This window comes from Leisingera sp. SA215, assembly GCF_055902035.1.
Map to the genome: position 1 here is coordinate 128,709 of NZ_JBVVXU010000008.1, position 19,906 is coordinate 148,614.

At 58.3% G+C, this 19,906-nt stretch carries 20 protein-coding genes, 3 tRNA genes and 2 pseudogenes; 18 read left to right on the plus strand and 7 right to left on the minus strand.

What is annotated here, in order from left to right; translation table 11 throughout:
• The first annotated feature begins 1 nt into the window (after nucleotide 1).
• Nucleotides 2–1,006: a flagellin gene (locus AC0KW6_RS10905; RefSeq protein ID WP_323776990.1), complete on the plus strand. Its 1,005-nt coding sequence runs from the start codon at nucleotides 2–4 to the stop codon at nucleotides 1,004–1,006.
• Nucleotides 1,006–2,112, plus strand: a complete 1,107-nt coding sequence (locus tag AC0KW6_RS10910) for a flagellar basal body P-ring protein FlgI (RefSeq protein ID WP_323776988.1) — start codon at nucleotides 1,006–1,008, stop codon at nucleotides 2,110–2,112. The genes AC0KW6_RS10905 and AC0KW6_RS10910 overlap by 1 nt, the downstream gene beginning before the upstream one ends.
• A 56-nt stretch (nucleotides 2,113–2,168) precedes the next feature.
• Here the strand turns inward: AC0KW6_RS10910 and AC0KW6_RS10915 are convergent.
• Together AC0KW6_RS10915 and tnpB are read right to left on the minus strand one after the other, a co-directional pair.
• Nucleotides 2,169–2,505, minus strand: a pseudogene (locus AC0KW6_RS10915) (IS66 family transposase); the annotation flags it as partial.
• Between the two features lie 75 nt (nucleotides 2,506–2,580).
• Complete coding sequence (tnpB, locus tag AC0KW6_RS10920) at nucleotides 2,581–3,528, minus strand: IS66 family insertion sequence element accessory protein TnpB (protein WP_474034885.1); 948 nt, start codon at nucleotides 3,526–3,528, stop codon at nucleotides 2,581–2,583.
• On the opposite strand from tnpB, the pseudogene AC0KW6_RS10925 reads away from it, so the two are divergent.
• The 7 genes and pseudogenes from AC0KW6_RS10925 to AC0KW6_RS10955 all read left to right on the plus strand — a co-directional run.
• Nucleotides 3,528–3,941 (plus strand): annotated as a pseudogene (locus AC0KW6_RS10925) (transposase); the annotation flags it as partial. The gene tnpB and the pseudogene AC0KW6_RS10925 sit on opposite strands and share 1 nt — an antisense overlap.
• 140 nt (nucleotides 3,942–4,081) lie before the next feature.
• Nucleotides 4,082–4,606, plus strand: a complete 525-nt coding sequence (locus AC0KW6_RS10930) for an ATP-binding protein (protein WP_474034886.1) — start codon at nucleotides 4,082–4,084, stop codon at nucleotides 4,604–4,606.
• A gap of 420 nt (nucleotides 4,607–5,026) precedes the next feature.
• A complete protein-coding gene (locus AC0KW6_RS10935; protein WP_323776982.1) occupies nucleotides 5,027–5,725 on the plus strand; it encodes a fumarylacetoacetate hydrolase family protein in 699 nt (232 codons plus the stop codon).
• Nucleotides 5,726–6,051: 326 nt separating this feature from the next.
• Nucleotides 6,052–7,095: a TRAP transporter substrate-binding protein gene (locus tag AC0KW6_RS10940; RefSeq protein WP_474034887.1), complete on the plus strand. Its 1,044-nt coding sequence runs from the start codon at nucleotides 6,052–6,054 to the stop codon at nucleotides 7,093–7,095.
• An 81-nt stretch (nucleotides 7,096–7,176) separates the two neighbouring features.
• Nucleotides 7,177–7,758 (plus strand): TRAP transporter small permease, encoded by a 582-nt coding sequence (locus AC0KW6_RS10945; protein WP_474034888.1) that lies wholly within the window; start codon nucleotides 7,177–7,179, stop codon nucleotides 7,756–7,758.
• On the plus strand, nucleotides 7,755–9,260 hold the full coding sequence (locus AC0KW6_RS10950) for a TRAP transporter large permease (RefSeq protein WP_474034889.1): 1,506 nt from the start codon (nucleotides 7,755–7,757) through the stop codon (nucleotides 9,258–9,260). Before AC0KW6_RS10945 ends, AC0KW6_RS10950 begins: the two co-directional genes overlap by 4 nt.
• A 10-nt stretch (nucleotides 9,261–9,270) precedes the next feature.
• A complete protein-coding gene (locus AC0KW6_RS10955; RefSeq protein WP_323776976.1) occupies nucleotides 9,271–9,717 on the plus strand; it encodes an acyl-CoA thioesterase in 447 nt (148 codons plus the stop codon).
• Nucleotides 9,718–9,723: 6 nt separating this feature from the next.
• On the opposite strand, the gene AC0KW6_RS10960 is transcribed toward AC0KW6_RS10955, so the two are convergent.
• Nucleotides 9,724–10,920, minus strand: a complete 1,197-nt coding sequence (locus AC0KW6_RS10960; RefSeq protein ID WP_474034890.1) for a winged helix-turn-helix domain-containing protein — start codon at nucleotides 10,918–10,920, stop codon at nucleotides 9,724–9,726.
• A complete protein-coding gene (locus AC0KW6_RS10965) occupies nucleotides 10,917–11,942 on the minus strand; it encodes a LacI family DNA-binding transcriptional regulator (protein ID WP_323776972.1) in 1,026 nt (341 codons plus the stop codon). The genes AC0KW6_RS10960 and AC0KW6_RS10965 overlap by 4 nt, the downstream gene beginning before the upstream one ends.
• Before the next feature lie 147 nt (nucleotides 11,943–12,089).
• On the opposite strand from AC0KW6_RS10965, the gene AC0KW6_RS10970 reads away from it, so the two are divergent.
• From AC0KW6_RS10970 to AC0KW6_RS11010, 9 genes are all read left to right on the plus strand, one after another.
• Nucleotides 12,090–12,166, plus strand: a tRNA-Arg gene (locus AC0KW6_RS10970).
• Between the two features lie 312 nt (nucleotides 12,167–12,478).
• A complete protein-coding gene (locus AC0KW6_RS10975; protein ID WP_474034891.1) occupies nucleotides 12,479–13,669 on the plus strand; it encodes a tyrosine-type recombinase/integrase in 1,191 nt (396 codons plus the stop codon).
• Nucleotides 13,666–14,565: a hypothetical protein gene (locus AC0KW6_RS10980; RefSeq protein ID WP_474034892.1), complete on the plus strand. Its 900-nt coding sequence runs from the start codon at nucleotides 13,666–13,668 to the stop codon at nucleotides 14,563–14,565. The genes AC0KW6_RS10975 and AC0KW6_RS10980 overlap by 4 nt, the downstream gene beginning before the upstream one ends.
• Before the next feature lie 210 nt (nucleotides 14,566–14,775).
• Nucleotides 14,776–14,955: a helix-turn-helix transcriptional regulator gene (locus AC0KW6_RS10985; RefSeq protein ID WP_369927306.1), complete on the plus strand. Its 180-nt coding sequence runs from the start codon at nucleotides 14,776–14,778 to the stop codon at nucleotides 14,953–14,955.
• Between the two features lie 109 nt (nucleotides 14,956–15,064).
• A complete protein-coding gene (locus tag AC0KW6_RS10990) occupies nucleotides 15,065–15,349 on the plus strand; it encodes a hypothetical protein (RefSeq protein WP_474034893.1) in 285 nt (94 codons plus the stop codon).
• A 284-nt stretch (nucleotides 15,350–15,633) separates the two neighbouring features.
• Nucleotides 15,634–16,125: a helix-turn-helix domain-containing protein gene (locus AC0KW6_RS10995; RefSeq protein WP_474034894.1), complete on the plus strand. Its 492-nt coding sequence runs from the start codon at nucleotides 15,634–15,636 to the stop codon at nucleotides 16,123–16,125.
• A gap of 232 nt (nucleotides 16,126–16,357) precedes the next feature.
• On the plus strand, nucleotides 16,358–16,720 hold the full coding sequence (locus tag AC0KW6_RS11000; RefSeq protein ID WP_474034925.1) for an HGGxSTG domain-containing protein: 363 nt from the start codon (nucleotides 16,358–16,360) through the stop codon (nucleotides 16,718–16,720).
• 288 nt (nucleotides 16,721–17,008) lie between these two features.
• Nucleotides 17,009–18,184 carry a calcium-binding protein gene (locus AC0KW6_RS11005; RefSeq protein ID WP_474034895.1) on the plus strand — a complete coding sequence of 392 codons (1,176 nt, stop codon included), beginning with the start codon at nucleotides 17,009–17,011 and terminating at the stop codon, nucleotides 18,182–18,184.
• Nucleotides 18,185–18,190: 6 nt separating this feature from the next.
• The gene (locus tag AC0KW6_RS11010; protein ID WP_474034926.1) at nucleotides 18,191–18,406 is read left to right on the plus strand and encodes an HGGxSTG domain-containing protein; all 216 of its coding nucleotides are present in this window, start codon (nucleotides 18,191–18,193) and stop codon (nucleotides 18,404–18,406) included.
• Nucleotides 18,407–19,142: 736 nt separating this feature from the next.
• Here the strand turns inward: AC0KW6_RS11010 and AC0KW6_RS11015 are convergent.
• The 3 genes from AC0KW6_RS11015 to AC0KW6_RS11025 all read right to left on the minus strand — a co-directional run bounded on the left by AC0KW6_RS11015 (nucleotide 19,143) and on the right by AC0KW6_RS11025 (nucleotide 19,860).
• Nucleotides 19,143–19,218, minus strand: a tRNA-Thr gene (locus AC0KW6_RS11015).
• A 38-nt stretch (nucleotides 19,219–19,256) separates the two neighbouring features.
• Nucleotides 19,257–19,607, minus strand: coding sequence for a helix-turn-helix domain-containing protein (locus AC0KW6_RS11020; RefSeq protein ID WP_474034896.1), 351 nt, complete (start codon nucleotides 19,605–19,607; stop codon nucleotides 19,257–19,259).
• A 166-nt stretch (nucleotides 19,608–19,773) separates the two neighbouring features.
• Nucleotides 19,774–19,860 (minus strand) — tRNA-Leu (locus AC0KW6_RS11025).
• Nucleotides 19,861–19,906: the final 46 nt, after the last annotated feature.

The following is a 19,906-nucleotide window of genomic DNA, read 5'->3' on the forward strand; positions in this document are numbered from 1 at the left end:
CATGATATTGAATTCCTATGGTGATATGGCGCAGCACCTCTTTCTCCGCAGCCGTAATGCAGAATTGCAGCAGAATATAACCAGGCTCTCCGAAGAGTTTGCTACCGGCAAGTTGTCTAACCTGACCGAGCGGTTGGGCGGTGACTTCACCTATCTGGCGGATCTCGAAAACACTTTAAACCGGCTGGACAGCTATATGGTCGCCAATAGCGAAGTGCAGTTGTTTGCCACCACGACCCAAGGCAGCCTTGATAAGGTCCAGAGCCAGGTCCAAGCGATGCAGAATGACATCCTGTCACTGTCACCTGCCATTGATGTGGCAAACGCAGAGCAGTTCGGAAGCCAGGCCAAGCAAAGACTATCCAGTGCAATCAGCTTGTTGAATGCATCTGTTGGCGGGCGGGCAATCTTTTCGGGCACCGCGACGGATACCAAGCCGCTGAATGACTCAGGCACCCTCATGAGTTCCATCCTCACTGAGGTCTCCGGATTGACGGCAAGCAATGACATCATTCAAGCCGTGAAGGACTGGTTTGATGATCCAGCTGGGTTCGACACTGTCATGTACAACGGTTCCAGCACTTCGCTGCAGCCTGTCACCGTAGGCGAGGGTGAACAGGTTACGCTGGGCATCCGTGCTGATGACGGCAATCTCAAACATGCGTTGCAGAGTTACGTCATTACAGCATTGGCAGATGAACCCAGTCTCGGTTTGACGGATGATGTGAAAGTCGACATTGTCCGCCAGGCCAGCACCGAGCTTACAGACAGTGTGGACAGGCTGATCCAGTTGCAAGCGGATGTCGGCTTTATCGAAGGCCAGCTTGAAGCGGTGAACACCCGCAATGAGGCGTCGAAAACCAGCCTGAGCATTGTCAAAAACAACTTGGTTTCAGCCGATCCTTATGAAACCTATACACGGCTGGAAGAAGCGCAAACGCAGCTTGAAGGTCTTTATACGATCACATCGCGCAGCTCGAAGCTCTCACTGTTGAATTATCTCTGATGCTGGTATTCCTTCGCCTTCTTTTCGCTTGCCTGTTCCTGCTGCCCGCAGTGGCGCAGGCAAATACTATCCGTCTCAAGGACTTGGTTGAATTTGATGGCGTCCGCGGCAACGACCTGGTCGGCTACGGCCTGGTCGTCGGTCTGGACGGCACCGGTGACGGGCTGCGGAATTCGCCATTTACCGAAGAAATCATGTCCAATATTTTGGAGCGGCTTGGTGTCAATGTGACCGGCGAGCAGTTCCGGCCAAAAAACGTTGCTGCGGTCTTTGTAACCGCCACGCTGCCGCCCTTTGCCCGGGTCGGCAGCACTATTGATGTAACGGTGTCGGCCATTGGGGATTCCAAGAGCCTTTTGGGAGGCACCCTGATCATGACACCGCTGAATGCTGCGGATGGTCAGATCTATGCGGTTTCGCAAGGTACAATCCTGGCTGGCGGAGCGGTTGCTGAAGGCGACGCAGCCAGGGTAACCCAGGGGGTTCCAACCGCAGGTGTGATCCCCTCGGGTGCCCGGGTCGAACGTGAGATCGGCTTTGATCTGTCCTCTCTCAGTTCCATGCGTCTGGCCTTGCGGGAACCGGACTTCACCACGGCCGGCCGGATTGAACGGGCGATCAACGATGAGTTCGGCCGCAACGTTGCCCTGATGCGGGATTCAGGAACTGTCGAAGTTGATATCAAGCGCACAAACACCCGCTCGACGGCACACGCGGTGGGCCGGATCGAGAACATCCTGGTTGAACCACAGCGCAAGGCACGGGTTGTGGTGGATCAGCGTTCCGGTACGATTGTTATGGGCAGCGACGTGCGGATTTCACGCGTTGCCGTGGCCCAAGGGAACCTCACTCTGCGGATTGAAGAAACACCGCTGGTGGTACAGCCTAACCCTTTTGCGAATGGTGAAACGGTTGTCGTTCCGCGCACCGGTGCGGCAATTGAAGAAGAAGAGGGCGTCCAACTTGCTGAAGTGCCGGAGACAACTTCGCTATCCGAAGTCGTGGCAGGTCTAAATGCCTTGGGCGTGTCGCCGCGGGACATGATCGATATCCTCAAAAGCCTGAAAGCAGCCGGTGCACTGCATGCAGAGTTTGTCGTCCGTTAGGTCAGCATGAGCAGACGTGAACAAGAGCCCTGGCCCGTATTGCAGCGCTTTATGCCTTCGCCGGAGGCATACCCTTTGCGGCCGGGACGGGTGTGAGACACGGCACCAGGCGGTGCGGGCCGGTTTTCCCCCGGTCATCCCGCAACACCGCCCAGAAGTCTCCGGTTTTTGAGTTGCCGCAGCCCGGGTTCAGAACCGGGGCGGTGGTTTCGCCGGCATAAAGCCATGTGCTGCCTTTCAGCAGCAGCGCCGCCATCCGGTCAACCAGCTGTTTTACGGACGATGCGCGGGGGCTTTGGCTTTCAGCCCCTTGGGGCAGGCGTATTCGGGCCGGACCGTGACGGTGATATGGTAGCGGGCCGCACTGTAATCCAGCCAGTCGCTGCGTGGCTGCCGCAGTGTACCGGGACTCGCGTCCTTCGCCGGGTTTTGCTGGCCGGCTGTAACCTCTTTGAAGGCGATACCAGCCTATGGGTCCCCGTAGTGGCGGTTTCCAGACCTGCCAGCGCCAGCTGATCCGGGCCAAGCCTTTCCGGTTTCGGGCCGACTGTCCTGTGCCGGCAGTCCTATCTGTTTCTCCAGCGTCTCAACCAGCGCTGTCAGAACGGCAACCAGGGCGCCTTTTTCCGCCGCATCAGCCTGATGATGCTCCCGCGCGGCATGCTCGATGCAGGTGGCGACCCGGGCAGCGTCAAGCGCAGCCTGTTGCGTCTCAAAGGCTTCGATAGCTTCGGGCGGCAAATCCGGAAACGGGCTGAGATCGAACGGCTGCGACATGCGCTTTTCGACCTGCCCCAGCAGAACCGCGCAACAAAACACCGCCTGAACCGCCTCTTGAGCCGCCTTGCCATCACCCGCCGCAGCTGGAGGCAAACCCCGCTGCGCCATCACCCGGCGCCAAACTAAACCCTTGAACGAGGCCTTAAACTGCGCCAGCGAAAGCCGCATCACACCATTCTGAACCTGCAGCCAAACACAGCTTCCGGATTCGAGCGGCTTGCAGACCATAACAAGACCTGTCCCATCCCAGATCGGGATCTTCAATCTGTCGTCGCGCTTTGACCGGAAGAACACCGTCAGGCCGGAATGCGGATCAGGGTTCAGCTCGTTCTGAACTGCCGCGGCCAGCCCGTCGTGGCCGCGGCGAAAATCCATGGGCTTGGCCGCAATCACAGTCGGCAGCCGTTGACCTGCGGCAATCACAATACTGCCCGCAAAACCCGGACCAGGGCCGCGGCTCTCGTCACGTCGGCGTCCGGCGGGATACGCAACGTTAATGGGGCGTGTCTCGGAAGTGGTGGGAATATGAAGGTGGGGTAATCTCCGAGTGAACTGACACCCAGCCAACCGGCGGCTGCAACCGCCAGGGAGATCACGCGAGGAAGCAGGATAGCGGCAGCTCGTCCCTTTCGCCACTGTCCGACGCCTCGGGATATGATCCGATTGAGGATCGCCTTCGGGGTAATGTCTACGTCGCCATCGCGGCGATGTTAGAAGAGGAACGGGCCGAATTTCCTGGCCGCCTCCGCTCTGGCCGCGGCGAAGAACGGGCCAAGGGATCCTGCCACGGTCACCGCAACCGGCAGCTGACCGGCAAATTGGGCAACGAAACGGTGCGTTTTCCGCGTGCCCGAATTGAGGACGATGCGGGCCCGGTCGCCAAATGGCGCTCGAAAGCGCTGCCGCGCTGCAAGCGGCTGACGAAGAAGGCCGAGGCGCTGAGTGCGGCGAACTGCCTGGCCGGCACCAGAATCCGACGCGTCAAGCGGGCGCTGTCCGGCCTGTTCGAAGGGGCCGTCAGAAAGGACGTGGTCAGCCGGGTATGGCGCAATCGGCGCCGGGTTGACCTCTCGCAGCGCAAAGCCCCGCCGCCCTGGGCCATAGTGGAAGGGTTGAAGGACGTACCGCAGCGCTCGAACGGATCCGGGGCGCATTTGCCGGCCTGAAGAGGCCGCGCGCCCTTGAAGCGTTGGACCACACCTTGCAGAAGCCGGAACAAGGCGGGATCTCAGGGATCGAGGCACTGGAGGCACTGGTCAGCGAGGAATACACCAACCGGGAAACCCGCCGGATTGATGTTTCGCTGAAGACCGCTAAGTTGATGCCAATCAAAACACCGAAAGGTTTTGACCTCCCCTTCCAGCCCTCGCTTGATCGGGAACGGATTGCCGCGCTGGCGCGGCTGGACTTCATTCGCCGCACCGAGGTCGCCCACCTCCTGGGCCCTCCTGGTACCGGCAAGTCCCACCTGGCGACGGCACTGGTCGTAGCGGCTGTGAAGGCTGGAAAGCAGGTCTATCGCGCAACATTGGCTGAGCTAATCGGGGCCCTGGTCAAGGCTGAGCGTGACGGGCGCTTGGCCGACAAAATCCGCTTCCATGTAAGACCGTCGCTCTTGATCGTGGATGAAACCGGGTACGCCAGGAAACCGCTGGTGGCGTGCGGTGCCGAGCCAAAAAACTACGATGGAACTTCTGGGTTGCGGCACGGGTGAAGGCTGACACCTACCGGTGCCGATGACCTCTAAGCCACTAAGAAACTGCTCGGCTGAAGCCGCGGGCGGCAGATCTCTTCGCAGCAGAACCTCGGAGGGGGGCCGGATGTTCCGCATTCATTGGCCGGGTAAATTTGGCAAGGCGAGCGCAGCAGATCGGAATCACTGGGCGCATCGGCCCGGAATAGGCAAGCAGGTAGGTGCAGAGCCGAAGCGTCCAGAAAGAGCCTCCCGGCTTGAGGAAAGAACTGTCACAACGGTTCAGTGCGTTTGACAAAACTGCGGCAATGGCTTCGCTGGCAGGCCAAGGGAACGGCCATTCAAATTCCTACAAGCGTCAAGCGGGGTTTACAGGCTCTTAGATTGCGGCTCTGACTTGTGGGGGCGGAATGCGGCAGAAAAGTTGTGAGGAATTCTTAGATGGGTGAGCTTTTGTTCAAACTACCGGAAACGCTGGTGGTTCCGGTGGCCGGAGAACCGGCTGGATACCCGGTGGGCAGGATATTCTGTGTCGGACGAAATTACGCAGCCCATGCTGCCGAAATGGGCAACGAGGTGGACCGGGAGTCGCCCTTCTACTTCACCAAGGCGGCTGCCAATGCGGTGCTGACAGGCGCAGTCGTGCCTTATCCGCCTGGCACCGAAAACTTTCATTATGAGATGGAGTTGGCGGTGGCGATTGGCGCGCCGGTGTTCCGGGCAGGCGCAGAAGTGGCGCAGGCTGCTGTCTTTGGCTATGGGTGCGCGCTGGATATGACCCGGCGCGATTTGCAGATCCGCGAGCGGCAGAAGCAGCGTCCTTGGGATCTGGGCAAGGATTTGGAAAATGGCACGGTGTTCGCGCCGCTGACCCGGGCGTCAGACTGGGGCAATCCGTCTGGCCGGCGGATCTGGCTGGAGGTGAACGGGGAGGTCCGGCAGGACGCTGCGCTGGAGGATATGATCTGGTCCGTTGAAGAGATTATCTGCCATCTGTCCGGCTTCTATCACCTGCGTCCCGGGGATGTGATTCTGACTGGAACTCCCGCCGGTGTGGGCTCCGTTCAGGCAGGCGACCGGATGCGCGGCGGGGTTGATGGGTTGCCAGCCGTTGACCTGAGGCTGGTTGCTGCGGAATGACACTAGGCGGTGCCAAGCCATGATTGTTGTTGCTATCCGGCGGTCTCGATATGTATCAGTTTAAGGATGGGTATTGGGAACTCCGTAACACATGAGGTGTCGAATTTGTCTGTGACCAGAAAATGCATGCAGAATTCATGAATGATAAATGCATAATCCACTGTTGATAGTTACAAATGCACCTAATAGCAGGTATGCAACTGGTTCGTTTAACGAACCCCATGCGGGGTCATGGCGGCGGAAACAGAAAGAACTCCGCCATCCGTCGCAATAATGTTGCGAGAGCGGCGGGCCCGGTAAATGATTTGGTCTAAGGGAGGACAGACATGACTACTCGGAGAAAGCTTTTGGGGGCAGCGGGGGCCGCAGCCTTGGCAATGTTCGGCGCGATGCCGGCATTTGCTCAGGAGGTGACCCTGAAACTGCACCAGTTCCTGCCAGCACAGGCAAACGTGCCGAAACTGATCCTGGATGTCTGGGCGGACAACGTCGAGGAATCCTCGGGCGGGCGCATCAAGATTGACCGCTTCCCGTCGATGCAGCTGGGCGGCAAGCCGCCTGAGCTGATGGACCAAGCCATCGATGGCGTGGCGGATATCGTCTGGACCGTGGTGGGCTATACCCCGGGGCGCTACCCGTCGACCGAAGTGTTTGAGCTGCCGTTCATGATGACCAATGCGCGCGCTGTGTCGCACGCTTATTGGGAAATGTTCGACAAGCACATGAAGGACACCGAGTTCAAGGATGTCCACATCCTGGGTACCTGGGTGCATGGGCCTGGACTGATCCACACTTCGGATCCTGTGGAGACGCCCGAAGATCTGGAAGGCATGAAAATCCGTGGCGGCGGCCGGTCGGTCAACGCACTGCTGACCGAACTGGGTGCAACCCCGGTAGGGATGCCGGTTCCAGCGATACCGGAAGGCCTGTCTAAGGGCGTGATCGACGGCACCACCATTCCGTGGGAAGTGACCTCGGCCCTCAAGGTTCCGGAACTGGTGGAAAACCACACCGAGTTCACCGGCAAAGCGCTTTACACGCTGACCTTTGTTCTGGCGATGAACAAGGAAAAGTACGAGAGCCTGCCGGATGACCTGAAAAAGGCAATCGACGACAATTCCGGCCTGGAATTCTCGGTCTTTGCCGGCGGTACCCAGGCGGATTCCGATGGCCCTTCGCGCGAGATGGCGCTGGATCTGGGCAACAACGTCATCACCCTGGACGAAGAACAGACCGCCATCTGGCGCGAGCATGCGCAGCCGATCTATGACCAGTGGATCGCTGACATGAAGGAAAAGGGCATCGACGGTGCCGCGCTGATCGAGGAAGCCAGCGCGCTGATCGAGAAATACACGCCGCAGTACCAGTAAGGCGTTTAGACTGATAAAGGTGAAGGGCCGCGCGGCATTGGCACTGCGGCCCTTTGCATACCGGAATAAGGCAACTGAACGATGCACAAGCTCATGATGCGGCTGGCCAACTCCATGGCCTACCTGGGCGGTGCGGTCCTCACTCTTCTGATCATTCTGACATGTGTTTCGATCGCCGGGCGTTTGCTCAATGGCTTCTTCCATGGCGAAATGATGGAGCGGATTGCACCGGGGTTCTCAAAGTGGATGACGGGCTGGGTCGGGCCGGTCAACGGCGATTTCGAGCTGGTCGAGGCCGGCGTGGCCTTTGCCATCTTCGCTTTTCTGCCGCTGTGCCAGATTACCGCGGGCCATGCCTCGGTTGATGTGGTCGCCAATGCGTTTCCGCGCGGCGTGAAGCGGTTTCTGCGGATGGTGACCGAAGTTGTCTTTGCCGCGGCTCTGGTTCTGATTGCCTGGCGGCTAGGGGCCGGGCTTGCGGGCAAGTATTCCAATGGCGAAACTTCCTTCCTGCTCGAATTCCCGGTCTGGTGGACTTACGCCATCAGCTTAGTGGCGGCGGTCGTAGCGGCCATCGTCGGCATCTACATGGGTGCAATCCGCACCATAGAATTTTTTACCGGCCGGATCCTGATCTGGGACGGCGTGGAGGGCGAACAGTGACGGCTCTTGAAATTGGCATCGCCTCCTTCCCGGTTCTGATGCTGCTGATCTTTCTGCGGGTTCCTATCGGCCTTTCTATGTTTCTGGTCGGCCTTGGCGGCCTGATCTGGGTTACGGATGGCACACAGGTGGCGTTCGGTCGGCTGAAAAGCGAGACCTATTCGACCTTCTCTTCCTATTCGCTGACCATCGTGCCGATGTTCCTGCTGATGGGTCATTTCGCGACCCTGGGCGGCATGTCCACCGCGTTGTTCAAAGCGGCTGAAGGGTTCCTGGGCCACCGCAAAGGCGGTGTTGCGATGGCCGCCATCGGTGCCTGTGCAGGCTTTGGCGCGATCTGCGGTTCGTCTTTGGCTACCGCTGCGACGATGGGCCGGGTCGCGCTGCCCGAGCTGAAGCAATACGGCTACGCCGGCGGGTTTTCGACTGCGACACTGGCGGCGGGCGGCACGTTGGGCATCCTGATCCCGCCCTCGGTGGTGCTGGTGATCTATGCCATCCTGACCGAGCAGAACATTGCCAAGCTGTTCCTGTCGGCCTTCGTCCCCGGCCTGCTGGCGGCGCTGGGCTATGTGATCGCGATCTCTATCTATGTGCGCCTGTTCCCGGAAAGTGCCGGCACCCGCCCGCCGGTGCCAATGCGCGAGCGGTTTGCGGCACTGGTGCACGTCTGGCCGGTGCTGCTGGTGTTTGGCCTTGTGGTGGGCGGCATTTATCTCGGCTGGTTCACACCGACCGAGGGCGCGGCTGTGGGCGCATTCGGAACTGGCTTCATAGCCTGGACCAATGGGGGGCTGACCCGCGAGACGCTGGCAGACAGCTTCCTGGTGACCGCGCGCTCCACGGCAATGATCTTCTTCATCGTGCTGGGTGCTGGCTTTTACAATGGGTTCCTGGCGCTCACAAAAGTACCGCAAGAGCTGGCTGATTTCGTTGTAAGTCAGGGGCTCAGCCCTTGGGTCGTGCTGGCGCTCATCCTGGGGTTCTACTTGGTTTTCGGCTGCCTGATGGACTCTCTGTCGATGATCTTGCTGACAATCCCGATTTTCTTTCCGGTAATCTCGGCGATGGATTTCGGTCTGCTGTCGCTGTCCGCGATGCAGGCGGATGCGGCGATGGAGGTGCTGAAGGCTGGAGTGCCTGAGGGTATGGGGGCAGAGATGCTTGCCTCGATCAAGGACGCCATTGCTGCCGGAGCAGAGCTTACCCGCGAGCAGATGAAAGAACTGGGCATCCGCATAACCGAAGGCCGGGTTAACCGGATCGAGGCGGAATATGTCGCCATCTGGTTCGGGATTCTGGTGCTGATCGTGGTCGAGGTCGGACTGATTACCCCGCCGGTGGGGATGAACCTGTTCATCATCAATGCGATGGACCGTAAGACCCGGATGATCGACACCTACAAGGCAGTGATGTTCTTTGTTGCCTCCGATATTATCCGAGTGATCATTCTGGTGGCCTTTCCGGTCATTACCCTGCTGCCGCTGATGCTGATGCAATGAGGGCGCTGGCATGACAAAAGATAACTCCGCTTTGGTGCAGCAGGGATTTACCCATGAAATCCGCGTGGGCTGGGGTGACTGCGATCCGGCCCGGATAGCCTATACCGGACGGCTCCCGGCCTTTGCGCTGGAAGCGATTGACGCCTGGTGGGAGCACCACTTGGGCGGTGATGGCTGGTACCAGATGGAACTGGACCGCGGCACTGGCACGCCGTTTGTGCATATGAGCATCGATTTTCGCTCTCCAGTTACCCCGCGGCACCGGCTGATCTGCGATGTCTGGCCCTCCGCTCTTGGCAGTAAGTCGGTGACCTTCCGTGTGAACGCGCGGCAGAATGAAAAGCTGTGTTTTGAAGGCAGGTTTGTCTGCGTTTTCATTGCTCCGGAGAGCTTCAGAGCAAAACCCGCGCCGAAAGATTACCGGCAAGTGATCGAAGCGAACCTGGGGCCGGAGTAGTTTCGGTCAGCGCAGCCAGCCGTCTGTGAAGCATACTCTGCTGAGGCCTGCAAAGCGTGCAACCCGGTCCAGTTCTGCCTCCAGCCGCTTGGCACGGGCCGGTGACCATTTGACATCCTGCTCGGGCCAGACGGCGGTGACGCGCAGACATTCTGCGTCCCGGTCAGCCTTCATATCGATGCGGCCAACCAGACGTGTGCCTTCCAGCAATGGAAAAACGTAATAGCCGTACTGGCGCTTGGGCGCGGGGGTGAAAACCTCGATCCTATAGCGGAAACCGAACAGCCGTTCCGCTCGTTTGCGGTCGCGCAGGACGGGGTCAAAGGGACTAAGCACCCGCATCCTGCCTGGTGCCGGACCCAATTCCGTTGCGGCTTTCACGGTGCCAGGACGGGTGAACGTTTTACGCGCCTTGCCGTCGGCCTGTTCGATTTCAATTTCTTCCAGTTCTCCCAGACGTGTCTGTTCGGCGCACCAGCTCTTGGCTTCCGCCGGAGAGGCGGTGTCCCAGAATGCGGCAAGCTCGCCGGAGGTGGCAAAGCCCAAGCGGTCCAGCGCGGCGGAACAAAGCCAGTTAATGGTCGCGGTCTCGTCGCAGGAGGGGCCAGGGCGCAGATGCTCGTCGATCACCCGCTCGGTCAGGTCATATTGTTTCTGAAACCCGTCGCGGCCCACCACAGTCAGCGCGCCGGAACGCCAGAGATACTCTAGCGCGGTTTTAGACGGGTGCCAGTCCCACCAGCCGCCGGAGCCTTTTTTCTCGTCCTTGCCCACGTCAGAGGAGCTGACTGGCCCATGATCCCGCACGTGGTTCAGAACTTTCCCGAACCGTTCTTCAAACCCGTCGCGCCGCCAATTGCGCCAGCGCTTGCGCAGCAATTCTGTGTCACGGCGGAACCGTAAGTGCCAATGCGGGTAGAACGCCATCGGGATCATCGCGGCATCGTGGGTCCAGTGCTCAAACAATCCCCGGTCGCGTTCGTATAACTGTTTTAAATGCTTGGCGCGGTATCCCGCCCGACGTGAATAAAGGATCATGTCATGCGCCCGCGCCACCGTGCTGATGCTGTCGAGCTGAACAAAACCCAGCCGCTGTATCAGCGACAGAAGTTCTGCCCCCCTGGCCGGTCCCGCTGGCTGCTCCAGCAGGGCGTGACGGTCCAGGAACAACCGCCGCGCGCATTGATTGGTCAGCCGGGTCAACGCCGTTTCAGGGTGTCACCAAAGGATATCGTGGGGGTCAGTGTGACATGCTTTTCGATCTCTGCGTCGGGATCTTCCAACTGTGCCGCGATGATTTCGGCCGCTTTGCGCCCGATGTCCAGGCGGCAGGCATCCATCGTGGCCAGCTTGCGGGGCAGACCCTGCAGCAGCTCCACTCCATTGAAACCTGCAAGACCAATTTGACCGGGAACACTAATTCCCTGATCCTGCAGGTACAGCAATCCGCCTGCGCCGATCATATCGTTGGAATAGTAAAGAAAATCAAGATCTGGTGAGCGTTCCAGCATGGCCTGGGTCATCTCGCGGCCTTTAGCGAGCGCCGAGCCGCCGGAATAAAACTCGCGGTCTTCAATTTCCACGCCTTCCTTGGCCAGCGCTTCGGTGAAACCTTCGAACCGCTTCCGGGCACGGTGGTCCAAGGGCATCTTGGTGCCCATGAAGCCAATGTGCCGGTAGCCGGCTTTGAGGATCGCCTTCGCCATTTCACGGCCCGCGCGGCGGTGGGAAATACCGACCATCGCATCCACCGGCTTGCCATCGGTATCCATGATTTCCACCACCGGAATACCGGCGCTGTTCAACATGGCACGGGCAGCCTCGGTATGTTCCAACCCGGCAATGATCACGCCGGAGGGACGCCACGAGAGCATCTCGTAGAGCACTTTTTCCTCCTTCTCGGGCTGGTAGTCGGTGACACCGACCACCGGCTGCAGTTCGGTGTTTTCCAGCACCTTGTTGACGCCGGTCAGCACCTCGGGGAAAACCATGTTCGACAGCGACGGGATGATCACCGCCACCAGGTTCACGCGGTTCGAGGCCAGCGCGCCGGCGATCTTGTTGGGCACATAGCCCAGTTCCTTGGCGGCGCTCAGCACTTTGGTTCGGGTTTTTTCCGACACGTCGCCGCGGTTGCGCAGCACGCGGCTCACGGTCATTTCGGAGACACCGGTTGCTTCGGATACATCGCGAAGGGTGAGAGGGCGCTTGCTGTCCGTGGTCACGTTCCTGAGCCTCGTGTTATTGCTGTGTGCAACGTTAGCGCAGACATCGGGCGCTGCACAATGGAAACTGCGCGCGGCAAATCGGCAACTGGCTGCGCCCATCCCATTGTGATCGCAGGAGGGATTTGTTATCTCGTAGCCAGGCATGGCTCCGTGGCTCAACTGGATAGAGCAGCCCCCTCCTAAGGGGCAGGTTGCAGGTTCGAATCCTGCCGGGGTCGCCAATGTCCCATTATTGCCAATAAGGCATAAGGATGCATGCTTCTCTTATTCGGAAACAGGGGGCTCTGATTACACCAACCGTTGGGACACTGCTCAAAAAGCTGTAAGGTTTTGAAAGAATTGGTGCCGGTGATAGGCATTGAACAAGCATTCTGAGTAGTTCCCGGACGTTCCGCCGCAATATTCATAGCGCTTATTTTCAATAACTTACTTGATTTCTATCGTTCCCACTTGTTCCGCAATATTCCCACATATACAAGATATAGAGATGGGGCTATAAGTGGGGCCAGTAAATCGAGGGGCGTTCAGGACCAATGAGGGAAACGAACAAACTCAGCGCTGCGAAGGTCAAGGCAGCCGAAACCGGGAAGCATGGCGATGGCGGCAATCTCTGGCTTCACAAGCGCAGTCCGGAGCGCGGCAAGTGGCTGCTGTTTGTCACCGTGCATGGCCGCCGCCGGGAAATGGGGCTGGGCACCTATCCAGAGGTGACGCTGAAAGATGCCCGCGAAGAAGCCGCGAAATGGCGCGCCGTGGCCCGGCAAGGGTTGGACCCCATCAAAGAACGCCAGAGGGAGCGCAGGCAGGCAGAACGCAACATGCACCTGCTGCGGGATATTGCCGTTGACGCCTTCGAGGCACGCAAGGCTGAACTGAAAGGCGACGGTAAGGCGGGCCGCTGGTTCTCCCCTTTGGAAATTCACGTTCTGCCCCGCCTGGGCGCTGTACCCGTGGCCGATATTGACCAGATCGACATACGGGACACGCTGGCCCCCATCTGGCACGACAAAGCCGAAACCGCCCGCAAGGCAATGAACCGGCTGGGCATCTGTCTGAAACACGCCGCCGCGCTGGGCTTGGATGTGGACTTGCAGGCCGTGGAAAAGGCCCGCGCCCTGCTGGGCAAGCAGCGCCATAAGGCAAAGCACATCCCGGCGCTGCCCTGGGCCGACGTGCCGGCCTTCTATGCCAGTCTGGATGAATGCACCGTAACCCACCTTGCCCTGCGCCTGCTTATCCTTACGGCGGTCCGGTCCGGGCCGCTGCGCTTCATGCACGTTGACCAGATCGACGGCGATGTTTGGACCATCCCGGCAGAGACCGTGAAGGGCCGCAAGGATGCCACATCAGATTTCCGCGTCCCGCTCAGCCCGGAGGCGCTGGCGGTCATCGAGGCCGCGAAAGAGCATCAGCGCGACGGCTTCCTGTTCCCCAGCGTCCGCAAGGGCGTTATCAGCGATGCCACCATGGCGCGGCTGATGGAGCGCAGGGAGATGGAGGCCCGTCCGCACGGATTCCGGTCCAGTTTCCGGGATTGGGTGGCAGAGACCACGAACACGCCCTTTGAGGTTTCCGAAACCTCCCTGGGCCATTCCGTCGGAGGCAGCGTTGAACGTGCCTATCGGCGCACAGACCACCTCGAACAGCGCCGTGTCTTGGTGGGCCGCTGGGCGGATTTCGTGACAAGGAACCAAGCAGAGATTGTGAGGATTGCAGGAAGATGAGCGGATACAACAACCATGGTGGTCCGGCACCATTGGATTATTGGCGTTTAGCAGACGAACTGTCGGTGGTAGATGCAGCCATCCTCATTACGGGAAATGACCCTAGCCACGAGTTCGAAGACAACGAAGGAGTATGGCACCAGTATACCAACTATGAGGGTTACAGCGCCGCCAACAAGGCGCTTCGCTCAGCCATTCTTAGCAATAAGCTGCGAGCAACAGTAAAGCTTTCTACACGCGGCACTGTTATGGGCTGGGAGGGCGACATGCCTTACGAAATCACCCAGATGCCTAACGAAGAGCAAATTAGCTACGATATGCTAGTCGCGAGGATCGATGTCTATGGAGAGAAACTGGCAACAGTTCCGGGGAAAACCCTCACCAACTTTAGCGTGGATGAGTTGAGAAGCTCCAAATTTCTTTACATTTGCAAAGAGCCCAATTGGAAGGAAACGCTGGTATCTGTCGACGACTTAAAGGCTTGGCTAGCATCCAAGGGCTTCTATCCTTCGTTCTTTTTCCCCAAAGGACGCGAGGACTCATTCCAAAACAGGGAACATCCTCGCTACTCGGCAAAACTGGCGGCTTGTGTCGCAGCTTGGGAAGCTGTGACCGGCGCCGCGAGGCACTCCAGTGTAAAGAAGACCGTCAGCGCCTGGTTGCAAAGCAACGCTTCACGCTACGGCGTTGGCGATGAGAACGGGATTGTCTCCCCGACCGTAGCAGATGAGCTGGCTAAAATCGTAAACTGGAACACCGGAGGGGGTGCTAACCCTACCTCAGGTTCGATTGAGCACCAATCGGATAAGGAAGAAGGCCCGATTGAAAACTACAAATACGGCTACCCTGAGCACTCTGCCTATGGCGAGATTGACGACACCGATATACAATTCTAGGCAGGTTGAGCCAACCTACCCCCGAACGCAAACACCTGTAATATAGTTGTTTTTTGATCGCCCACCGTATCGCTTCTAACAATCAGGTCGAAAATCCGCTTCTATGAACGGCTATCCTAGCATACCTTTTCAGTACCTAGCCTCCTATTCGTTCGCCTTTTGTCCGAGCACAATTCCTGCATCGACCACCAGATGCAGGAGCATTCCCAGATGGCTGAAAAGCATTACCGCCGCCCCGAAGTTGAAGCACTCACCGGCCTGAGCCGCACCACGATTTACGCGATGATGAGCCGGGGTGAGTTTCCCCGCCCGGTACGCCTGACCCGCAAGGCCGTGGCCTGGCCGGAAAGCGCCATAGCCGAATGGCTGAGCAGCCGTCAGGCAGCATAACGAAACCCGCCCCCATTAACGCAGGGGAGCGGGCTGTATGTCATTGGCTTAAAGGCTTGGAGGCCCGGCCAGCATACGCCCTTTGCCCCCTTAGAGCAAAGGCAATCACATGAGCAGAAACCGCTTTTACAGCAGCCCAACGCAAACCTTTTGGGTCTGCAAGAACCTGGTGGCTGGACGCACCCTGACCCACAAAACCGAAATCCGTGAAGTGAACGGCTGGCGGCTGGCCGCTGTCATCCACAAGCTGCGTGCCGAATACCATTGGCCCATCGAAGACCAATACCGGGGCAAGGATAATATCAAGCATTACTGGCTGCGCCCCGGCACCGATCCAAAATCCCTACGCTATCCGCCCAGTGCCGCGCATTTGCTGGACGGGGATGCAGCATGACGGGAACACGCATCCACCGCCCCGCCCCGCGCGAAACGCAAATTCGGCGCCTGCAACTGCGGTTCGGCCTGAGCCGCGCACGCGCCGCCCTGTACGCAGAACTCCACTTCGGAGGGATTGCCCGTGCCAAAGGTTAAACTCACGTCCTGCGGCGGCCTGTGGAGCGTCTGGGCGCAGCGCCAGGAGTCAGACGCTCGGAGCGTCTGGCAGCACCTTGGAACCTGCAAGAGCCTGCGGATTGCGGGCCGGGTGGCAAAGGCCATAGAGCAGCAGGAGACCGCCCCATGAGCCGCAAACCGTACAAGGGGCACAAGCGCGGCGCTGGGCGCCACGTGCAGCTTCCCGAATGGCTGCAGGCTTCCCCCGCGTGGGGGAGCCTCAAACCCAGCCCCCGTGCGCTCTACGTCGAATTGAAGCGGCGTTACAACGGCAGCAACAACGGCACAATCATCCTGAGCCACCGGGATGCCGCGAAGGCATTGAATGTCCACCGCAACACTGTGGGTGGCTGGTTCGAGGAACTGGAAGAACGCGGCTTCATTCACGCGACGCGCGGGCATTTCCTTGGCCCTGCCGGTATCGGAGAGGCCGCGCATTGGGCGCTGGACGAATTGCCGACCCATGACGGGAAACCGGCCCGAAAGGCATTTATGCGCTGGCCGGAAATGCAAAAGCCCCGCACAAAATTTGTGCATGGGCGGCACGGTAATTGTGACGCGGCAGAACAAAAGGCCGCAGGTGGCACCTATCCCGTCCTAAAAATTGTGACGGGATAGGCCGATTTCCCAAATCAGGCGTCACAAAAAACAGGACATATCTACATCTAGCCATGAGGCAGGAGTTAAACACATGACCGGTGAGGAACTGAAACTGCACCGCCTGCGCCGGGGCTTGTCGCGCCCCGCCTTGGCGGCTTTGGCCGGGCTGCACCCGTCATCGGTCAAATACTGGGAACGGAAAGGGAAGGCCCGCCTTCGCGGCTATGCGCCTTCGCGGTTGCTCATGGCAATGGGACTAGAGGCCCCCCAACGGCTTCAATTCTCCCAAAGGCTGCGAAGGGAATGGGACAATATTCCGACCACTACACGCGCGCGGGGTGGGGTCTTAGACTTCGCTGCCGTTCAATCCTTTTCTAAGAAATGCGGCGCACGTACCCGCAAGGGCACCGCCTGCCGTTCTAGGCCCATCCCTAGCAAGAGGCGCTGCCGGTTTCATGGCGGACTTTCGACCGGCCCGAAGACGCCAGAGGGCCGAAACAGAATCGCGCAAGCGCAGCGGAAGCGCTGGGCTCGTTGCCGTGACAGGCAGCCAGTTGCCACGGGAGCGCGGGCAGATTTAAAACCAGATGCAAAAACGCCTGCGGATGAATGAGTTAACCCGCCTATGTGTGCCGAGAAATTGCGAGGATACCGGTGTGCTTTGACCAGATCCAACCGCTTTTTGGCTCGAGCGGTGCGAAAGCAGAGTCACAGCAACCTGTGATTCCAATTTTTGGACCAGCAATGACGGAAACCGGAAGGCGCGCGCCTAAGCCACTATGCGGCGTAAGCAGGGAGGCACGACTTCAAAGGTATGTTGCAGTATACTTCTCCAGCTGACACCGGCGAGAGCTTGGACAGTTTGGCTGGAAAATTACACCATAAAATACGGAGGTGAAAAATGGACCACACATCTACAGTTGAAGGATCGAATGAAAAAACAGACACCAACTGCTTCCAGGTGACGTATACTTTCACATTTACTGGCTTGAGCTCGCCCACTTACCAGGGGCAAGACTTCTTCACGGTAACGGGAATTCCGCAGACAGACACAGTTACTGTCGCCGTGACCTTTGATCCCAGTTTGTCACATGTATTCCCTGAAAACTACTCAGGCACGGAGTACACATATGACGAATATTACACACCGTGGAGCAGTCTTGTTTTAAGTTTCGGGGATACGCATTTTTCAGCCCTGCCAACCGGCAACAATCCTTACACATCCATACGAGTTCGGGACGGCATCAGCGACGGAACTCAAGACATTAGTGACAGAGTACTTCTGGACGCCGAATTTCCGACCCTTACTCCAAATGGCTTTGAGTTCACGCAAGCGTTGATTAGCGTTTTCTCGTTTGACGAAACGGCTTTCAGTGGCGTGGCAGTTCCTAGTTCCGATGTTCTTAACGGGCTTCAGGGTGGCTCCTTTCCACTTTCCATCCCAGTCGCATTGGAAGGAACTGTCGTGATGTTTTTTCGAGCGCAAACCTTTGAAGTCACGGAAGTCACAGGAAGTTCCCCCTGTTGCGGGACACAGATTGGAGACTGGGACATCATTTGGTCCGGAGACGACTTAAACAATTCTCAGTCCGGCGGAGCACTCAACGACATCCTGAATGGCGAAGGAGGCAACGACTTTCTGAAAGGAAAACGCGGGGACGACAAGCTTACCGGAGGAGAAGGTGATGATGTTCTCAAAGGCGGCAAGGGGGCGGACTGCATAAAAGGTGATGCGGGGCGCGACAAACTCTACGCGGGGGTCGACAACGACACGGATACGTTCATTTTCTGCATGGCTTCAGATAGTAAACCCGGCAAGGAAAATCGAGACAAGGTTTTCAAATTTGACAGTGGGGAAGACCTTATTAACCTAAGTGGCATCGACGCTAACAATTCCAAGGCTGGAGACCAGGAATTTGCTTTTAGCGCAGGTGGTGCGGCTGCAAACTCGATCTGGCTAAAAGACATTGGCAGGAGCTTGTTAGTCAGGGGCGATGTTGACGGTGACAGTGAGCATGACTTCGAAATCGAAATTAAGAGAACAGAAACCCTAACTGTGGACGATTTCATATTTTGACGCATTATAGGCGCCGCTGGCAGCCAAACCGTTTCTAAGCAATGCGGCGCACGTACCCGCAAGGGCACCGCCTGCCGTTCTAGGCCCATCCCTAGCAAGAGGCGCTGCCGGTTTCATGGCGGACTTTCGACCGGCCCGAAGACGCCAGAAGGCCGAAACAGAATCGCAGAGGTGCAACGGAGGCGATGGACACAAGACCGGGTGCGGCTTGATTTCCATTGATTGTTTTTCAAGTTGGCCGACGGGCGCTGGACCTCTCCACATGAGCCGCCAACCTTAACACCTTGCCAGCCGCTGTGCCGCTGTCCGGTTTCAACTTTCTTCAACAGGAAGCCGGAGCCGTGACCGCCAAGAACGCGCTGCCAAGGTCAGCATTTGCCAACGTGCTGCACGGGCTTCAATGTCAGTTTTTATCAGGTCCGCCGGTAAGCAATAGTAAGCTCTGGACGCGGCATTCACCCTGAAATTGCCCTGACGCAGCCGCAGTGAAGTCAGTTCTAAAAACCTCTGTTTTATAAGGTCTTATTTGAAACTTGCAGGCGCCCCATCGCCCAAGGGAGACGCCGCAACAGGCCCGCGTTCATATCGCTGTTGTCGCATGGGCGCTGGGCCGGTGCGACTTCCCCATGCACCCCGGCAGAGGGGGGGCTAAGGCAAAGTTGAGCGTTCACCCCCGAAAACCTATCTGCTCCCATGCGTGCGCAATATCCTGTCAGCAAACCTGGGGTGTACCACGCCATAAAATAGAGGCTGAGAATTGCCGCAATACACGCCGCGCCCAGCGCGGGGCTTTCTCTTTCATGGGGCCGTGATTCCGCCATCAGCAACCGGCGGCAGGACCATCCCAGACCGTTGCGGAATGCCAGGGTATCGAAAACTGAAAGTGGGGCGTTTAGTGGGGCCAGCAGAATCTCACTTCAGCTAACATCCTGTTTTATATGAGTATTTATGAAATAAGTGGTGCCGGTGATAGGACTCGAACCTACGACCCCATCATTACGAATGACGTGCTCTACCAGCTGAGCTACACCGGCGCTGTTTTTCGCTTGCCGCGGAAAACAATGATGCCCGTTTAACCACTGCCTGACTGCCGCGCAAGTGCGGATCCTGAGGATTCTTCCGGTTTCCCTGGTGCAGCGCATTTGGTGCTGGGCAGTTCGCCAAACCGAGTGCGGTAGAGCTGAGAAAACCGGCCTAAGTGAGAAACGCCCCAGTGATCTGCAATGCTGTGGGCCGGCGTCTCGGCGGGCCTGAGCAGTAGAAGATAGTGAGCCAGACAAAGCTGCAGACCGGGCAGATACACCACCGGCGTCAAGTCAAATATCTGGCGGAAACCGGTTTGCAGGGTGCAGTTACTGCATCCTGCCGCGGCTATATCCAAGACGGTTAATGGGTTCCTGCATGTGCGTGAATAGTTGAGCAAATTGCTTCAAAAAGAGCCCGTGCTTATGGCCGGTATCTGGCGACGGCCCGCAACACACCGCGGCCTCAAATGTGCCTGTGTGCCCGTAGGAAGCGGCGTGCGTAGCAACGCTTCAGCGGATGGTTGTCATCTGCTGCGAAGTGCTGAATTCCAATGTTCGGGAAAATGGTGCCCAGGAGAGGACTCGAACCTCCACGTCCATACGGACACTAGCACCTGAAGCTAGCGCGTCTACCAATTCCGCCACCTGGGCAGGTGTCGTGAGATCGGCGTATAAGATGGTTCGTTGGGAGCGTCAA

Bases quoted from the DNA above. Each gene is read 5' to 3' on its own strand.
- AC0KW6_RS10985 (WP_369927306.1), top strand. From the start codon at position 14,776: ATGGCTGAAAAGCATTACCGCCGCCCCGAAGTTGAAGCACTCACCGGC.
- AC0KW6_RS10955 (WP_323776976.1), top strand. From the start codon at position 9,271: ATGACAAAAGATAACTCCGCTTTGGTGCAGCAGGGATTTACCCATGAA.
- AC0KW6_RS10995 (WP_474034894.1), top strand. From the start codon at position 15,634: ATGAGCCGCAAACCGTACAAGGGGCACAAGCGCGGCGCTGGGCGCCAC.
- AC0KW6_RS11005 (WP_474034895.1), top strand. From the start codon at position 17,009: ATGGACCACACATCTACAGTTGAAGGATCGAATGAAAAAACAGACACC.
- AC0KW6_RS10980 (WP_474034892.1), top strand. From the start codon at position 13,666: ATGAGCGGATACAACAACCATGGTGGTCCGGCACCATTGGATTATTGG.
- AC0KW6_RS10945 (WP_474034888.1), top strand. From the start codon at position 7,177: ATGCACAAGCTCATGATGCGGCTGGCCAACTCCATGGCCTACCTGGGC.
- AC0KW6_RS10940 (WP_474034887.1), top strand. From the start codon at position 6,052: ATGACTACTCGGAGAAAGCTTTTGGGGGCAGCGGGGGCCGCAGCCTTG.
- AC0KW6_RS10990 (WP_474034893.1), top strand. From the start codon at position 15,065: ATGAGCAGAAACCGCTTTTACAGCAGCCCAACGCAAACCTTTTGGGTC.
- AC0KW6_RS10910 (WP_323776988.1), top strand. From the start codon at position 1,006: ATGCTGGTATTCCTTCGCCTTCTTTTCGCTTGCCTGTTCCTGCTGCCC.
- AC0KW6_RS10935 (WP_323776982.1), top strand. From the start codon at position 5,027: ATGGGTGAGCTTTTGTTCAAACTACCGGAAACGCTGGTGGTTCCGGTG.
- AC0KW6_RS11000 (WP_474034925.1), top strand. From the start codon at position 16,358: ATGGGACTAGAGGCCCCCCAACGGCTTCAATTCTCCCAAAGGCTGCGA.
- AC0KW6_RS10975 (WP_474034891.1), top strand. From the start codon at position 12,479: ATGAGGGAAACGAACAAACTCAGCGCTGCGAAGGTCAAGGCAGCCGAA.
- AC0KW6_RS10905 (WP_323776990.1), top strand. From the start codon at position 2: ATGATATTGAATTCCTATGGTGATATGGCGCAGCACCTCTTTCTCCGC.